Source organism: Catenulispora yoronensis, assembly GCF_039531695.1.
Taxonomy (GTDB): domain Bacteria; phylum Actinomycetota; class Actinomycetes; order Streptomycetales; family Catenulisporaceae; genus Catenulispora; species Catenulispora yoronensis.
In genome coordinates, this window is sequence record NZ_BAAAQN010000048.1 from 34138 (window position 1) to 52656 (window position 18519).

General features: G+C 72.1%; 3 protein-coding genes. 2 read left to right on the plus strand and 1 reads right to left on the minus strand.

The features are described from left to right. Positions 1-47 precede the first annotated feature (47 nt). Both ABD481_RS31925 and ABD481_RS31930 read left to right on the plus strand, forming a co-directional pair. Positions 48-7412 (plus strand): SpvB/TcaC N-terminal domain-containing protein, encoded by a 7365-nt coding sequence (locus ABD481_RS31925; RefSeq protein ID WP_344669537.1) that lies wholly within the window; start codon positions 48-50, stop codon positions 7410-7412. Between the two features lie 125 nt (positions 7413-7537). Then, positions 7538-17164, plus strand: coding sequence for a Tc toxin subunit A-related protein (locus ABD481_RS31930; RefSeq protein ID WP_344669538.1), 9627 nt, complete (start codon positions 7538-7540; stop codon positions 17162-17164). A 79-nt stretch (positions 17165-17243) separates the two neighbouring features. Here the strand turns inward: ABD481_RS31930 and ABD481_RS31935 are convergent, their stop codons facing one another. Continuing rightward, positions 17244-18416, minus strand: coding sequence for a hypothetical protein (locus tag ABD481_RS31935; protein WP_344669539.1), 1173 nt, complete (start codon positions 18414-18416; stop codon positions 17244-17246). Positions 18417-18519: the final 103 nt, after the last annotated feature.

An 18519-nucleotide genomic window follows, 5' to 3' on the forward strand; every position in this document is an offset into this window, starting at 1 on the left:
CCCATGAGCCACTAGTGTCGAACGCAGTTCATTACCAAGGAGCGTTCATGGGGGAATCAGCTCTCGGCGAGACCACCGCACCGACCGCCTCGGACTCCCCCGAGCCCTTCCTCCCCGCGCCCACCCTCCCCACCGGCGGCGGCGCGATCCACGGCATGGGCGAGAAGTTCCAAGTCAACCCGGCCCGCGGCACCTGCTCCCTGACCATCCCCCTGCCCCTGAGCCCCGGCCGGGCGGGTTTCACCCCGCCCCTGGCCCTCGCCTACGAATCCGCCGCCGGCAGCAGCCCCTTCGGGCTCGGATTCGACATCGCCATGCCGCGCGTCGCCCGCAAGACCGGCAAGGGCGTGCCGCACTATGACGACTCCGACGTCTACCTCCTCTCCGACGCCGAAGACCTGGTGCCGTTCCTCCTCCCGCAGCCGGACGGCACCTGGCAGCCGGACGTCCGGACCGAGCCGGTCGACGGCGTCGCCTGCCGCGTCCAGCGCTATCGCCCACGCGTCGACACCGCCTTCAGCCGCATCGAGCGCTGCGAACGGCTCGACACCGGCGAGGTCTTCTGGCGGTCGATCTCTCGCAGCAACGTCACCAGCGTTTATGGCCGCGGCCCGACCGCCCGCGTCGCGGACCCCACCGACGCGCGCCGCATCGCCGAATGGCTGCTGGAGGAAGTCCGCGACGACCGCGGCAACATCACCACCTACGAATACAAAGCCGAAGACCTCACCGGCGTGGATCGCACAGCGCTCTGCGAACAGCACCGCCTCGACGGCCCACCTCCGGCCACCCGCTACCTGAAGCGGGTGCGCTACGGGAACCGCACCCCTGGCGAACCCGACCAAACCTGCTTCCTGCTCGTCCTCGACTACGGCGAGCACGATCAAAGCCCGCAGGAAGTGCGGCCGTGGCCGGTCCGCCCGGACCCGTACTCCCAGTACCGCTACGGGTTCGAGACCCGGGTATGGCGCCTGTGCCGACGGGTCCTGATGTTCCACGACTTCCCGGAGGAGTTCCGGACCGGCCCGAACCCCCGCCTGGTCCGCTCCCTCGACCTGGTCCACGACAGCGATCCGGTCGCGGTGATGCTGACGTCGGCGACGTCCACGGGCTACGACTGGGACCCTGCGGCGAGCGCCTACCGCACCGCGAGCCTTCCGCCGACGGAGCTCACCTACTCCACCACCGCCCCCGACACCGTCGCCCGACGGATCGAGGCGGTGCCCGTCCCCGAAGACGACGGTCCCTACTGGGTCGACCTGGACGGCGAAGGGCTTCCCGGCGCCCTGAGCCGCGCCGCCGACGGCTGGTGGTACCAGCGGAACCTCGGCGGCGGACGCCTCGACGTGCCCGAGGCGGTGGCCGCGATCCCGTCCCCCGGCCTGGGCTCCTCCCCCGCTTCGGCCCCCTCCCCCGACCGGCTCCATCTCGCGGACCTCGACGGCGACGGCCGCCTGTGCGTCGTCCACCACGGCCCCACACTCACCGGCTCGATGTCCCGGGAGGCCGACGGCACGTGGGGCCCGTTCCGCCCCTTCCGTTCCGCCCCGGTGCTGGACTTCGCCGACCCCGGCCTGCAAGCCGCCGACCTCGACGGCGACGGCCTGCCCGACCTGCTGATCGGCACCGGCAGCGGTGCCGGCGGCGGGCTGTGGTGGCACCGCAGCCTGGGCGCCGACGGCTACGGTCCGCGCCGCGAGGTGGCGCTCCCGCGCGACGAGGAGCGGGGCCCGCAGCTCGCCCACGTCGACGCCACGCGCTCGGTCTTCCTGGCCGACATGTCCGGCGACGGACTGGCCGACGTGGTCCGGATCCGCGACGGCGAGATCTGCTACTGGCCGGGCCTGGGACACGGCCGGTTCGGCGCCAAGGTGCTGATGGACGGCGCGCCGGTGTTCGACCACTGCGACACCTTCGACCCGCGCCGGATCCGGATCGGCGACGTCGACGGCTCCGGGCCCGCGGACCTGGTCTACCTCGGGCGCCAGGACGTGCGGTGGTGGCCCAACCTGGCCGGGAACGGCTTCGGCCCGGCGCGGGTCCTGGACGCCGCGCCGCCGGTGGACGCGGTGGCGCGCGCCGACCTCGTGGACCTGTTCGGCACCGGTACGGCCTGCCTGGTGTGGACGTCGCCCTTGGACCGAGACGGGGCGCGCTGCCTGGACCTGTCGCGCGGCACCGACACCGGGTCCGGCACCGGGTCCGGCAGTGGCTCCGGGTCCGGCACTGGCACTGGCACTGGCACTGGCACTGGCACTGGCACTGGCTCCAGTCCTGGCCCCGACCCTACCGCCCGCAAACCCCGCCTCCTCACCGGCTTCCGCAACAACCTCGGCGCCCAGACCTCCGTCGACTACGCCGCCTCCACCCGCTTCTACCTGGCCGACCGCGACTCCGGACGCCCCGAGGACGCCTGGGTCACCCGCCTCCCGTTCCCGGTCCAGGTCGTCGCGACGACCCGCGTCGTCGACGCGGTCTCCGGCACCTCCCACGGCTGCCGCTATCGCTACCGCCACGGCCACTTCGACGGCGTCGAGCGCGAGTTCCGCGGCTTCGGCCTGGTCGACAGCTGGGACACCGAGGACTTCCCGGTCTCGCCGTCCGGCGCGACGAGCACCCCGCCGGTGCGCACGCGCGGCTGGTTCCACACCGGCGGCTACGCGTCGGTCCTGACCGGCTGCTACTCCGGCGATCCGCTCGCCGTGCCGCTCCCGCCGCCGGTCCTGGACGGCCTGGCCGGCGGCGAGGACTACCGCCAGGCGCTCCGCGCCCTGACCGGCGCCCCGCTGCGGACCGAGGTCTACGCCGACGACGGCACCGATCGGGCGCAGCACCCTTATAGCGTCGCCGAACACCGATATCGAGTCCTGCGTCAGCAGCCCGCATCGGACCCGCAGAGCCAGGACCAGCGCGCGCCGGAGATCCCGTGGGCGCAGTGGGCCGCCTTCACCAAGCACGATCTCGAATCCGTGGTCCATCACTACGAGCGCGATCCGGCCGATCCCCGGGTCAGCCACGCGCTCACGCTCGAAGTGGATCCCTACGGCACGACCCGCTCCAGCGCTGCTGTCGGCTATCGCCGTCGGTCCCCGGAGATCCCCGAGCAGCAGGCGACGCTCGTCACCTGGACGCTGCTGGACGCCGTCAACACCGACACCCCGGACACGCTGCTCCTGGGGGTGCCGACCGAGGCTCGGATCTTCGAGGTCACCGGGCTCGCGGACCCGGGCACCGGCCGCTACTCGTTCGAGGCGGTGCGCGACGCGCTCGCGGCGGCGGCCGCTGCCGAGATCCCTTATGAGGCGGCCCCGTCCCCCGGTGTCGTGCAACGCCGCTGCGTCGAGCACAGCCGGACTCGCTACTGGTCGGACGACCTCACCACCGATCTCCCGCTCGGCCAGGTCGGGAGCCGCGGCCTGCCCCATCGCGTCTCCCGCGCGGCGTTCACGCCGGGCCTGTTGACCGCGGCCTTCGGCGCGCTGGTCGACTCCGCGTTGCTGGAGACGGAGGGCGGATACGTCCTCGAAGACGGCCTGTGGTGGGCGCCGTCGGGCACGACGGGGTTCGACGCCGGCGCGTTCTACCTGCCGCAGTCGTTCACGTCGCCGTTCGGGAACGTCGCGACCGTCGAGTACGACGCGTACCGGCTGCTGCCGACCGTCGGCCACACCTCCCAGACGGCTCCCTACGATCTGCTCGTCACCCGGATCGAGCACGACTACCGGGTCCTGGCGCCGCGCCAGGTGACGGAGGCCAACGGCAACCGGAGCACGGTCGCCTTCGACCCGCTGGGCCTGGTGACCGCGTCGTGGGTGCGGGGCAAGGCCTCGGGCACCGATGGCGACCCGGACGGTCTGCCCGGTGCGGTGTTCACCTACGACGTCCATTCCTGGAGCGCGGGAAAGGGCCCGGCGTGGGCGCACGCGGAGGTCCGCGAGCGGCATGGCGACCCGGCGAGCCCCTGGCAGCGCACCCGCGTCTACACCGACGGCCTGGGCCGGACCGCCATGACCAAGGCGCAGGCCGAGCCGGGCCCGGCCTGGGAGCTGGACGCGACCGGTCAGCCGGTGCTGGTCGACACCACCCCGGAGGTGCGCTGGATCGGCAGCGGCCGCACCGTCTACACCGACAAGGGGCTGCCGGCGGAGCAGTACGAGCCCTACTTCAGCGCGACCCTCGTGTTCGAGTCCGCCGACGCGCTGGTCAAGCAGGGCGTCGCCGCGCGTACGCACTACGATCCGCTCGGCCGCCCGGTCCGCGTCGACCTGCCCGACGGCACGCTCGAACGCACCGAGTTCGATCCCTGGCGGCGGGCGGCGTTCGACACCGGCGACACCGTTCTGGAGAGCCGCTGGTATCTGGAGCGCACCACGCCCGGCGCGCCGGCCGCCGACCAGCGGGCCGCGAACCTGGCGGCGGCCTACGCGAACACTCCGGCGGTCGCGGTGTTCGACACGCTCGGGCGGACCGTGCGCCTGCGGGAGGACAACGGGCCGGAGGGGGTGTACGAGACCCGCCTCGAACTCGACATCGAGGGCACGACCCGGTCGGTGACCGACCCTCGGGGAGTCGAGGTCCTGACGCAGATCACGGACCTGCACAGCCGGGTGCTGCGCGTCGTCAGCGCGGACGCCGGCGAGCGCCGCCTGGTCGCCGACTGCGGCGGCGCGGGGCTGCGGGTCTGGGACGGGGTCGGCACGGTCGTCCGCTCCGGCTTCGATGCGCTGCGGCGGCCGGTCGAGACGTGGGTGCGGAACCCGGGGGCGGCCGCCGAGACGCTGGTCGACCTGACGGTCTACGGCGAGGCGCATCCGCAGGCGGCCGACCGCAATCTGCTGGGCCGGGCGCATCGCCGGTACGACCAGGCCGGGCTGGCGGTCTCCGACCGGCACGATTTCAAGGGCAACTTGCTGAGCGGGTCGCGGGTGCTGGCCCGGCGCGGCGCGCCGCCGGACTGGGCCGTGCTGCACGGCCAGCCGCTCGGCGCGCTGGACGGGCTGGCCGTCGGGCTGCTCGATCCGGCGGACACCTTCGATTCCAGCACCGCGTACGATGCGCTGAACCGGCCGGTCACGCAGGTTCTTCCGGACGGGACCCGGGTGCAGCCGCGATACAGCCCGGCGGGGCTGCTCACGGCGGTGGGCGCGGCCCTGGGGTCGTCGGCAGCGAACACGGTGTTCGTCACCGACATCGAGCACGACGCGAAGCGTCGCCGGCAGAAGATCAGTTACGCGGGCGGCACGGTGACCGAGTACAGCTACGATCCGTACTCCTTCGCGCTGCGGAACCTGCGGACGACGACCGGGTCCGGAGCCGCGACGCGGATCGTGCAGGACCTGACCTACACCTACGACTCGGTGCGGAACGTGACCGAGATCGGGGACGCCGCGCAGCAGACGGTGTTCTTCGCCGGCGCGGTCGTAGCGCCGGTGACGCAGTACGCGTACGACGCGGTGTACCGGCTGCGGTCGGCGTCCGGCCGGGAGCACGCCAGTCTCGGCGTGCAGCCGGACAGCGCCGAGCCCACGTATGCGGCGCTGCCGCACCCCAACGAGACCGACGCGCTCCGCGCCTACACCCAGACCTACGCCTACGACCAGGCCGGCAACATCCTGACACTGGCCCACGCGTCGGGCCCGACGGGCAGCTTCACGCGCCGCTACGCCTACGCGCCGGATTCCAACCGATTGCTGAACCACAGCCGGCCGCAGGACGTGCCGGGCGGCGCGGGCTCGGCGGTGTTCGGGCACGACGCCAACGGCCGGATGACCGCGATGCCGCATCTGCCGGGCCCGCTGGCCTGGGACCACACCGACCGGCTGGCCTCGGTGGACCTGGGCGGCGGGGGTTCGGCGGCGTACGCGTACAACTCCTCGGGCGAACGGGTGCGCAAGGTCGTCACGCGGATCGGCGGGCTGGTCGAGGAGCACGTCTATCTCGGCGGTTACGAGGTGTTCCGGCGGTACCGGACCGGCGTGCTGGTCTTCGAGCGCGCGACGGTGCACATCGAGGACGGCTCGGGCCGGGTCGCGCTGGTGGAGACGGTGACCGTCGACGCCGACCATCCGGGCTTCGACGGGACGCCGGCGGTCCGGCTCCAGCTGGGGAACCTGCTGGGGTCCAGCGTCCTGGAGGTGACCGACGCCGGACAGGTGATCTCCTACGAGGAGTACCACCCGTTCGGTTCGACCGCGCTGTGGCTGGCGGCGGGCCGGGCCGAGGTCAGCATGAAGCGGTACCGCTATATCGGCAAGGAGAAGGACGAGGAGAGCGGGCTGTACTACCACGGCGCCCGGTACTACGCGTCGTGGCTCGGCCGCTGGACCAGCTGCGATCCCAAGGGCGCCGGGACCAACGGCTACAGCTACTGCTCGAACCGGCCGACCGTCATGGTCGATCCGGACGGTCGGGAAGGGCTGGGGGTGGTGCCGTCGCCGCCGACGCAGATCCCACCGACACAGATCCCGCCGACACTGCTGCCCAGGCCGTTGGCGCCGACGCCGACCCCGACACCGACCCCCACGCCCACGCCGACGCCCGGAGCCCCGGGCCTGGAACCGCCGACCGGGCCCGGCCGCTGGCTGACGCGCAGTCTGGGGGCCCGGCTGACCGGGATCGGGGTCTTCGTGGCCATCATGCTGACGCCCAGCAACTCGACCACGAACTACACGTTCGACTACACCGACCCGGCGACCGGGACCAGCTACCACCTGCACGACGTCGACCAGCTGCCGGCGCTGAAGGCGCGGCTCCAGGCCGAGGCCGCCCAGCGCAAGGACGCGCCCGGACAGCCGAATCCCGGCGGCCCGGTCTCGGCGCCCGGCGCCCGGCCGGCCGGGGACGTGGCGAAGGATCCGGAGGCCGACAAGAGCCCGGCGAACGCGCCGGCCGCCGACGGCACGCCGGGCGGCGCCTCGCTGCCGGGCACCCGGGACCCGGAGGAGGCCCTGGAGGCCGGGGGCTCGCCGGCCTACGACCGGCAGCTCACGGTGTTCGAGCGCTTCGACATCATGCAGCAGGTCAAGAACCACAAGCCGCTGACCGCCGAGCAGAAGGACCAGCTGCGCTCGGAGGCCCGCTGGATGTGGCGGCAGGCGACGAAGGGCAAGGGGCCGCAGCCCGGCGAGAACTACCAGGTCCACCACATCGTGCCGCTGGAGTACGCGCACCTCCTTGAGGAGTACCCGAACCTGCCGGGGAACCTGATGCTGATGGACCAGGTCTCGCACTCGCGGCTGCACACCCTGCTGAACCGGGAGCTGCGGGGCCTGCCGGTCGTCGTCAATCCCGGCAAGGGATACCAGAGCCCGAACAAGCCTGGGCAGTCGCCGAAGGCGATCGATCCGGATCTGCTCGAAAAGATGCGGCCGGAGGTCCGCAAACACTGGCCCGGCAAGCCGATGCCGCTCTGACCGGGGCCGCGTCCGGCCGCCGGCCCACCGGCACCGGCACCGGCACCGGCACCGACACCGACACCGACACCGACACCGACACACCATTCGCACAGCATCCGCGCAGCATCGATAGTGGGGTTCACATGTCAGCGATCGTAAGGGGCGCCGTCTCCGGCCAGGGTGCGCCGCTGCGCGGACGCCGGGTGGCGGTGGTGACCTGGGCGCCGCGCAGTTCCAGCTCCCAGCTGCTGGCGCAGGCGTTCACCGACCGGAACGGCCGGTTCGAGATCGGCTACGACGAGACGGCGGGCCTGGGACGACTCGCGGTGTGCGTGGTGGACCCGAGCGGCCGGATCCTCGCCGCCTCGCGCGAGCTGACCACGCTGCCGGCGGGGGTCGACGTCGAGCTCGAAGTCCCGGCCGACGAGCCGGACCTGGACGCGACCAGCACGATGAGTGTCCTGGAGCTCCAGGAGGACGACGAGGACAGCGAGGACTCCGGGACCTCCGAGGACTCAGAGGACTCCGAGGCCGAAGACACCGAAAACACCGCAGACACCGAAAACACCGCAGACACCGCAGACACCGGAGCAGACACCGCAGCGGACAGCCGGCAAGAGCAGGACCAGCGACCGGACCAGCGACCGGACCACCGGCAGGACCCCCAGCCCCCGCCGACCACCGTCGACTGCGACTACACCGTCTCCGGCCGCGTCACCTGGTCCGACGGCACCCCGCTGGCCGGCGTCGTGGTCCGCGCCGTGGACCTGGACCTGCGCGGCGAGCAGCCGCTCGGCCCCTACGCGCCGGACTTCCGCGAGGAGACCCTGACCGACGACTGCGGCGACTACTCCATCGAGTACCACCGCGAGCAGTTCACCCGCGCCGAGTTCGGCACCGCCGACCTGGTCGTGCGGGTCCTCGGCGCCGACGGCCGGCCGGCCGCCGCGTCCCCCACGCTCTACAACGCGCCCGACGCGGCCACCATCGACCTCGTCGTCGACGGCGCGGTGCCGGGGCGGCCCTCGGAGTGGGAGCGGATCGTCCCGATCGTCCAGCAGGTCGTCGACGATCCCACCCCGGGGCGGCTCGACGTGCTCCGGCCATCGGACCTGGAGTTCCTGGCCGGGGAGACCGGTATCGGCCGGGACCGGCTCAGCGCCCTGATCGGGGCCGTCGGGCTGAGCCGCGACGCCCGAGGCTGGGACATCGCGGTCCCGCCCCCGGCGTTCTACGGCCTGCTCCGCGAGGGCCTGCCCGCGGACTGGACCGGGCTGGCCGCGCAGACCGCCGACGACCTCACCGCCGCGCTGACCAAGGCCGTGAGCCCGGACGGGTTCAGCCCGGCGGCGCTGGCGCCCCGGATCGCCGCCCTCGTCGAGGCGATCCGGCGAGCGGCCGCGCGCGCCCAGGGCGCCGCCGTCAGCCGGACCGCGCCGCTGGCCGCACCGGCCCTGCGCTACAGCCGGACCGGCGACGCGGACGATCCGCTCGTCGACACCCGCCTGAACGCCGCTCTCGGCGAAGCGGTCCTGGCGACGGTGAACGCCGCCGCCGCCCAGAACGCGGCCGGCGCCGCGATCCCCGGCGCCCCGGTCGTCCCCACCCCGATCACCGCGACAGCGACCCAGGCCGAGGTCGACGCGGCCGCCCGGCCGAGCGCCGCCCTGACGGCGGCCCTCACCGCCGCGCTCAGCACCCTGCGCTGGCAGGACGTCGCCGACAAGACCGTCGCGGACGTCGCCCGCATGCTGCTGGCCCGGATCGGCACGAGCCCCGCGCTGGCCGCCGAGGCCGCGGCCCTGTCGCAGGCCATCGCCCTGACCATCGCGCAGGCCGGCACCCAGAGCCCGGCCCAGAACGGCCCGGCCGCCTCGGTCGCCGACACCCTGCACCTCACCGACCCGGTACGCGACAACCCGCTGCTGCAAGCCGACCTGCGGCAGGGCGTCGCGGTGCACCTGGCCGGTCTCGGCGGCCTGTCGGCCGACGCCACCAGCGCCGTCGCCACCCTCAGCGACGGTCTGTTCGACGCTCCGGAGAACACGCTCGCCGTGCTGCGGTCCTCGAACGCCCTGACCGACGCCGAGGCCACGACCCTGGGCAGGCTGCTCGACCTGGGCAACCTCACCGACCACCACGCGACCGTGTTGCAGGCCCTGGTGACGCAGGGCACGACCACGCCGCACGAACTGGCGGCTTGGGACCAGCGGCGCTGGACCGACACGCTGTCCGCGGCCCAGGTGCAGCCGCCGCCCGGGCAGAGCCTGACCGACTACGCCGCGAACCTGGTCGCCAACCTCGAACACACCCACCCCACCCAGGCGCTCGCCGCCCGGATCGACCAAGGCGACCCGCACCTGGCGACGTTCTACCAGAACAACCCCGCCCTGGACCTGCGCTCCCTGGACCTCGCCACCGCCACCGGCCTGGACGCCCTGAACTGGGACGGGATCCCCGACACCGAACGGCCCGCCGTCACCGGCCGGCTCTCGGCCCACCAACGGCTGCTGGTGCTCGGCCACGACACCGACACCCGCGCGGCGCTGGCGCACGCCGGCCTCGACTCGGCGCTGCGGATCACCACCCAGACCGAAGACGCGTTCCTCACCGCCACCGGCCTGGACGACGGCGTCGGCCGCATGATCTACGCCCGCGCCCACGACCTCGCCCTCAACGTGGCGCACCTCTACGGGTCCGTGCACGACATCTTCAAGTCGCCGTTCGCCGGCCTGTTCGGCGACGCCGGGAAGACCTTCACCAACGACCTGCTGCGCATCCAGGGCCTGTCGGACCTGTTCGGCTCGCAGGACTACTGCACCTGCGACGACTGCCAGTCCGTGCTGAGCCCGGCGGCGTACTTCGTCGACCTGATGCACTTCGTCGACAAGTACGTGTCCCAGCCGACGTTCGTCGGCCCGAATCAGACCACGCATCCGCTGTATCTGAAGAACCGCCGCGCGGACCTGTGGAAGCTGCGACTCACCTGCGACAACACCAATACCCTGGTGCCCTATCTGACGATCGTCGACAAGGTCCTGGAGGACTGGATCGACGCCCACGCGCTGCTGGCCGGACAGACCGACGTCTACGCGGTGCTCAGCGATCCGGCGCGGAAGTTCTCCTGCCAGGTGCCGTTCAGCCTTCCGTTCGCCGAGATCGAGCTCTACCTCGGGTACTTCTCGCTCACCGCCGCCGACGTCTATCGCGTGCTGCGCCGGCCGGACGCCATGATCCGCCGGGCCGCCACCGGCCTGTCCCCGGACGAGGCCGCCGTGGTGGCCGTCCCCGACCCGGCCGAGATCGGGCACCGCCTCGGCGACCCGGCCACGTTGGACCTGCTGCCGGTCCAGACCTTCCTGCGCCGCCTGGCGATCAGCCGCGACCAGCTCACGACGATCCTCGCCTCCCGCTACGCCACCGACCTGGCGAACGTACTCGTCGTCAAGGTGACGAAGCCCGGATCGCCGGAGATCCAGAACTTCCAGGAAGCGTTGCAGAACCTCACCGCGGCGCGCGCCGACGTCGTCCACCGGCTGGTCCGGCTGTGGCGTCCGCTGCCGTGGTCGCCGGCCGAGCTGGACCTGGTGCTGTTCTCGCTGAAGCAGGCCGGGTTGATCGGCGGCGACCTGGACCAGGCCGCGGTCGAGCTCGTGGGCCGGCTGCTGCGGCTCCAGAAGGACCTCGGGGTGACGGTCCAGCAGGTGTGCGCGCTGGTCACGGACCTGCCGGTGTCCACGGCGTTCCCGTCCGCGCCGGCGGTGCTGACCGACCGGATGCTGTACGAGACGGTGTTCGACCTGCGGGCGATCTTCGGGCCCGCGGATCCGGCGCAGCCGTTGGCCCCGACCGCGGACTACTACCACTACGCGCTGGACACCACGCTCGGGCCGAATCCGCCGGTGATCGACCCGAAGACGCCGCTGCTGCTGGCCGGGCTGGGCGTCAGCGAGACCGATCTGCTCCTGCTGTTCGCGCTGCTGAAGAACGAGATGCCGTTCGACGCGGCCGGGCACGCGGCGCTGAGCCGGCACACGCTGTCGCTGCTGTATCGGCACGTCCTGCTGGCGCGGACGCTCGGGTACAGCGTGCCGGACCTGGTCGCCGCGCTCGCCCTGGTGTTCCCGACGCCGGCCGCCGAGCCGGTGGTGACGCTCGACGGGATCGACGCGCTGCTGGACTTCCACCGGTGGCAGACCGGGGCGGCGTTCGGCATCCCGCAGCTCCAGCTGGTACTGACTGGAGTGGCGGGGGCCGCGGCGCCGTTCGCCCAGTCCCCCGCGACGGTCGCGGCGCTGGTGCTGGACATCCAGAAGTCCGGGCTCCAGCCCCGGTTGGACGTGCTGCGGACCAAGCTGGCCACCGCGTTCAACGTCGGGTCCGGGCTGTTGGAGGAGATGCTCGCCTGGGTGGCGCACGACATCACGGCGGCGGACGTCCAGGCGGCGTTGGACGCGCCGTTCACCGGGGCGGTGCCGGACAACCCGGCGACGCTGCTGCCGCTGCTGGAGCTGCTTCACCGGCTGGAGCGGGTCGCGCTGGTCTTCAGTGTGCTGAAGCTCAAGGACGCGGGGATCGGGTATCTGACCGCGAACGCCGGGGTGCTGGGCATCGCCGATCTCAAGGCCCTCACGCTGCACGATCTGCAGGCGGTGACCGCCTATGCCGCGCAGGTCGTCACGGCCCGGCAGGCGACGCAGGCCGCCGACGCGGAGACGACGGTGCAACAGCTGCTCAGCGGCTACGCCGCGGCCGGGTCGTTCGACGCGGCGGCGCGCGTGAAGCTGGCGAACCTGCGCCAGGTGGACCCGAGCCTGATCGACTCGATCGTCGCGGCCGTGGCGCTGCCGCCGGTGGCGATCGACGCGCTCGACCGGCTCGACGAGGTGTTCGCGCTGTGCCGCACGCTGTCGGTGAACGCGTACTCGCTGGAGAAGCTGGGGCTGGACGGCACCTTCGCGCAGCTGACCGACGCCGCCGCGGTGGCGGTCGGCGCGGTCGGGGCGCAGTACAAGGACGACGCGGCGCGGGACAAGGCGCTGGAGCCGTACCGGGACCGGATCAACACCCTGAAGCGGGACGCGCTGTGCGGGTACCTGATCGACGGCGTGCCGGCGTTGAACTTCCTCAACCATGAGGAGATCTACAGCTACTTCCTGCTCGACGTGGACATGAGCGGCTGCGCCCGGACCTCGTGGGTGGTCGCCGCGTTGTCGAGCCTCCAGCTGTATGTGCAGCGCTGTCTGACGGCGTTGGAGCAGTCCGACCCGGCCGTCACCGCCGTGCCGCAGGTCCGGGTGGTCGTGCCCGACGTGGCGGCGAAGCAGTGGGAGTGGCGCAAGCACTTCCGGGTCTGGCAGGCCAACCGGAAGGTGTTCCTGTATCCCGAGTCGTACATGGACCCCGATCTGCGGGACGACAAGACCCCGATCTTCTCGGACCTGGAGGCGGACCTGCTCCAGCAGCCGTTGACCGCGGACACCGGCGAGGAGGCGTTCCATCGCTACCTGACGCGGCTGGCGGAGGTGGCGCACCTGCGGATCTGCGGAAGCTACTACGACGACTCCGAGGTGAAGTACTACTTCTTCGCGCGCACGCAGGCCGATCCGCCGGTCTTCTATTACCGGACCTGGGACACCTCGACGTGGACCCCGTGGGTAAAGATCGACCTGACGATCGACGCGCCGTGGGTCTCGGCGGTCAAGCATCACGGCCGGCTGTTCTTGTTCTGGACGAGCATCAAGTTCGCCGAGCACACGAGCTTCAGTAACGGCGCCTCGCACGACGACCCGACGACCACGAAGGTCGGGGCCTCCTATTCGGTGCTGCGGCCGGACGGCCGGTGGCAGCCGCCGCAGAAACTCGACTGGCTCTACCCGAACGACGCGAAGAACGCGATCTGGTACTGGCAGGCTGGCAACCTCGTCGAAATGCCGCGGGACAAGGTCGCCACCACCGCCTATCCGGTGTCCGACGGCGAGAACATCACCCTGCGATACCTGAACCGCTACGCGGGCTACCCGGACGAGACCGTGTGGGACAGCAGGCTGGACCTGTTCCACAACCAGCTGGTGCCGGCCCCCTCCGCGCCGAAGGGCATCCCCACGGGGTCGGCGGTGGTGCTGTACCGGTCGTTCAGCACGCCGCTGGCGTATCTCGGCGTGCAGCGGTCGAACGACAAGGTCCAGCCCTGGTTCGACCTGCGCCGCGACACCTACCACACCGATCCGAGCGCCGGCGGCTCCACCTCCGACCTGATCACCACCGGGATGGCGTTCCGGCCGTACTCGGTGAGCACGAAGGGCGACACGGCCTACACCGTGCCGATCCAGGCGGTGAACAACGGCTTCCCCGAGTCCGTGCTCGCGGTCGCCTACAAGAACCAGCAGTACCTCGTCCACGAACGGCACGTCCTGGACTTCCGCCGGATCACCGACCTGGTCGGGGCGATGGTGCCGCAGGCGGCCACGGTGAGGGCCACCGACCTGAGGGCCGCCAGTTTGAGGACCGCGACGCCGACGACGGCGTTCCCGCTGATGACAGCCGCGCTCCCGGCGGCGGTGACGCATCTCAGCGTCCAGCCGGTCACCTGGTGGTGGTCGTCGCGGCAGCTGGTCCGGCTGACCACGTCCGTCGTCGACGACCTGCTGCGGATCGACGCCGACAGCGGGGTGGAGGGGCTGCTCGCGCTGCCGTCGCAGTACACGTGGGGCTACGAGTACCCGATCGGGTTCGGCATCACCGACCCCTGGGAGCTGATGCCGCCGGACGACGACCCGCGGCACGTCGACATCCGGAACAGCGCGGCCTACGGCACGTACTTCCAGGAGCTGTTCCTGCACCTGCCGTGGATGATGGCGCACCAGCTGAACGCGGCCGGGCGCTACGAGGACGCGATGTGGTGGTACCGGCGGCTGTTCGACCCGATGACCACCGACACCGGCGCCGACCGGGTCTGGCGCTACGCCGGGTTCCGGGGGCTGAGCGTGCCGTCGCTGAAAGCTGTCCTGACCGACTCGGCGGCGCTGGACGCGTACCGGAACGACCCGTTCAACCCCTACGCCATCGCCCGGCTGCGCCCGGTCGCCTTCCAGAAGGCGGTCGTGATGCAGTTCGTGGACAACCTGATCGACTGGGGCGACTCGCTGTTCGCGCAGGACACCACGGAGTCCATCAACGAGGCCACGATGCTGTACGTGCTGGCCTCGGAGATCCTCGGGCCGCGGCCGGCCGAGCTCGGCGACTGCGCGGTGGTCCCGGCGGAGGAGCTGACCTACGAGAAGATCGGGCCCGGGCTGACCGACGTGTCGGACTTCCTGGTCACGTTGGAGAACTTCTCGTATCAGAGCTCGCTGGCCCGGGCCGGCGCGACCTACCACGGCTCGGCGAGCCTGCTGAAGGCCGAGGCTGCCGCAGCCGCTTCCGCCGCTCCGGCCGCTTCGGTTGCCGCCACCGCTTCGGACGTCGCCACCGCTCCGGCCGCCGCGGTCCCGCGCCCGACCGCCGCGACCGCCTCGCTGCTGCCCTACGCCTACGCCTCCGACCTGGTCGACCAGCACCGCTCCCTGGCCTCGCTGTGGAAGGTCCTGCCCTACCACGTCCCGCCCGCGACACAGATCGTGACCCAGACCGACCTGGTGTTCTGCGTCCCGCCGGACGAGGTCCAGCTCGGCTACTGGGACAAGGTGGAGGACCGCCTCACCAAGATCCGCAACTGCCTGAACCTCAGCGGCGTGCGCCGGCAGCTGGCGCTGTTCGCCCCGCCGATCAACCCGATGGACCTGGTCCGGGCGCGCGCCGCCGGGCTGAGCATCGAGGAGGCGGTGGCCGCGGCCGGGGCGCCGTCGGCCCCGGCGTACCGGTTCACCGCGCTGATCGACCGGGCCCGGCAGTCCGCGCAGACGGTGGCCTCGTTCGGGGGCGCGCTGCTGGCGGCGCTGGAGAAGAAGGACACCGAGGAGCTGACGCTGCTGCGGTCGGTCCACGAACGCGCCGTGCTGCGGCTGACCGACGAGGTGAAGGCCGGGCAGCTGAAGGAGGCGCAGTTCCAGCTCCAGGCGCTGGTCGAGCAGGAGGCCAACGTCCAGAACCGGATCGGCTACTACCAGGGCCTGCTCGACGGCGGGCTCAACGGCTGGGAGCAGGCCGAGACGATCTCGCGGACCACCGCGGCGGCGTTGCGCGGCACCGAGTCAGCGCTGTTCGTCCTGGCCTCGATCCTGCACCTGATCCCCAGCGCGGGCAGCCCGTTCGCGATGGTGTTCGGCGGCAAGGACGTCGGCCCGAGCGCGGCGCTGGCCACGCAGGCGGTGGCCTCGCTGGCCGGCACCGCGGAGTCCATCGCGACGGCCACGGCGGTCGGGGCCGGCCACGACCGGCGGGCGCAGGAGTGGAAGCAGCAGCTCACGCTCGCGCAGCAGGAGCTGAAGCAGGTCGAGCAGCAGCGGCTGGCGGCCGACGCGCGGGCCGCGGACGCGCAGCGGGAGCTGGACATCCACCAGACGCAGATGGACCAGGCCCAGGAGGTCGACGACTTCTTCCGGGGCAAGTTCAGCGGCCTGGGGCTGTACACGTACCTGGCGCGCACGCTCACGCGGCTGCACCGGCAGGCGTTCGACGCGGCGTACCAGCTGGCGCTGGCGGCGCAGCACGCGTACGCCTACGAGCTCGACGACACCACGGCGTTCATCGCGCCGGACAACTGGGAGAGCGGCAACGCCGGGCTGCTCGGCGGCGAGCGGCTGCAACTCCAGCTCCAGCAGTTGGAGAACGCGTATCTGAGCAAGAACACGCGGCGGTACGAGGTCAGCCAGAACTTCCCGCTGAGCCTGGTGGACCCGGCGGCGCTCCAGACGCTGCGGGCCACCGGCTCGTGCACGTTCACCGTGCCCGAGCTGCTGTTCGACCTGGTCTACCCGGGCCAGTACAAGCGGCTGGTGAAGTCGGTGCGGGTGACGGTCCCGGGGGTCACCGGCCCCTACACCAACATCGGGGCGAAGCTGTCGCTGACCGGCAGCGCGGTGCGGGTCGCGGCGTCCTCCGGCGCGGCGGCGAAGGTGCCGGTGCCGCCGCAGGCGAACATCGCCGCCGCCATCGCGACCAGCACCGGGCTGAACGACGCGGGACTGTTCGAGCTCTCCTTCCGCGACGACCGGTTCCTGCCGTTCGAGGGCGCGGGCGCGGTGGACAGCAGCTGGACGCTGGAGCTGCCGTCGCAGCTGCGCGCGTTCGACTACGACACGATCTCCGACGTCGTGCTCCAGATCGGCTATACCGCGCTGGACGACGGCGCGTTCCGTACCACGGTCGAGAACGACATCGTCAGCAGGCTGAGCCAGTATGCGAGCACGACGGGACTGTTCCGCACGCTGAGCCTGCGGCACGACTTCCCGGCGGCGTGGCAGCAGCTGACGGGTCCGGGGGCGGGCGCGGGCGGCGGCGCAGGAGGCGGCGCGGCGACGACGTCGTTCGCGGTGACGGCGCAGATGTTCCCGTACTTCCTGTCCGGCCGGACCCTGACGCGCACCGACGTCGGCGTGTATCTCCAGCCGACCGGGTCGGCCCCGGTCGACACCACGGGACTGACGATCGCCATCGACGGAACAACGGGGAGCGCCTGGCACACGCCGGCCGGGACCGACCTCGTGACCAGCGACGTGCCTGTGACAGGCCCGGCGTCGGCCACGTGGACGGTGACGGTCACGGCGGGGCGGATCGACCCGGCGAAGGTGGCGGACGTGCTCCTGCTGCTGCGCTACACGGCGTCATGAGCACGGCCGCCGGGTGATAGCGATCGGTCGCGGCCCGCCGCGACCGATCCCTGTCCCTGTCCCTGTCCCTGTGCCTGGTTCAGCCGTTGGTGCTGAGGAACGCCTGAGTGCTGCCCAGCGCGAGCAGCGCGCCGCCCGGAGCCGAGACCAGCTCGGACAGGACGCCGCTCACACCGGGCTCGGCGACGTTGCTCCACGCCGTGCCGTCCCAGTGCTCGAACGCCGGGTTGGCGGTGCCGGGCTGGAACCCGAGCGCCCAGGCGTCGCCGGCCGACAGCGCCGCCACGCCCGAGAGCCCCAGCGGCGTCGCGGCGTCGGCCGGGGCGGGCACCAGGCTCCAGGAGGCGCCGTCCCAGTGCTCGACGAGCTGGTTGTGCGGCGCGTGCCGGCCGAAGCCGGTGGTGCCGCCGACGGCCCACACGTCGCCGGCCGAGGTCGCGGCCAGGCCGACGACGGCCACGGTGTTCACGGCCTGGCCGTTGAGGACGGCGAGCGGGGGCGTGGGGACCACGCTCCACGCGGTGCCGTTCCAGTGCTCGACGACGGCGGTCTGCACGCCGGAGTTCGACGCCGTCCACACGTCCGAGGAGGACGTGGCCACGACGGCGTTGAACGACGGGATGCCGTGGTCGATCCCGTTCGAGGTGTAGGTGATCGGGCTCGGCACGATGTGCCAGGCGGTGCCGTCGAAGTGCTCCAGCAGGCCGACGAAGCCGCCGACGGTGCTGTCGAAGTGCTCGCCCACGGCCCAGACGTCGGTGGCGGACACGGCGGTGACGGCGTTCAGCGTCTCGTTGCTGCTGGTGGCGGCGGTGCCGCCGGGCACCTGGCTCCAGCGGGTGCCGTTCCAGTGCTCGATCAGCGCCGTGTAGGTCCCGGCGGTGTTCTCGCTGTAGCCGACCGACCAGGCGTTGGCCGGGGAGACGTCGGCGACGCCGTTCAGGACGTCGGCGTTCCCGGTCGGGCTGGGCGTCGGCGTGACCTGCCACCGGGTCCCGTTCCACCGCTCGGCCAAGGTGGCGATGACCGTGTTCGCGTTCAGATACTTGACGCCGACGGTCCAGGCGTCGGTCGCGGACTTCATCGAGACCGCCGTGAGGTTCACCGTGCCGGTGTCGACCGGCGGGATCGCGGTGAACGTGGTGTCGGCTCCCGCCGCCTGCGCCGTCGCCGGATTCCAGGCCAGCGCCGCGGCGAGGCTGAACCCGACTATGGACACGGCTAGGGCACCAAGCTTTCTCAGCTTCTTCATCCTGCCCGATCCTCCGATCGATCAGATGTCTCCTGCGCCATCCCACGCGGACGGCGCCCTGGCGGGTCCGACACGCCGCGGTCCGCGGCGCGGTTCGGCGGGA

Bases quoted from the DNA above. Each gene is read 5' to 3' on its own strand.
- ABD481_RS31935 (WP_344669539.1), bottom strand. From the start codon at position 18,416: ATGAAGAAGCTGAGAAAGCTTGGTGCCCTAGCCGTGTCCATAGTCGGG.
- ABD481_RS31925 (WP_344669537.1), top strand. From the start codon at position 48: ATGGGGGAATCAGCTCTCGGCGAGACCACCGCACCGACCGCCTCGGAC.
- ABD481_RS31930 (WP_344669538.1), top strand. From the start codon at position 7,538: ATGTCAGCGATCGTAAGGGGCGCCGTCTCCGGCCAGGGTGCGCCGCTG.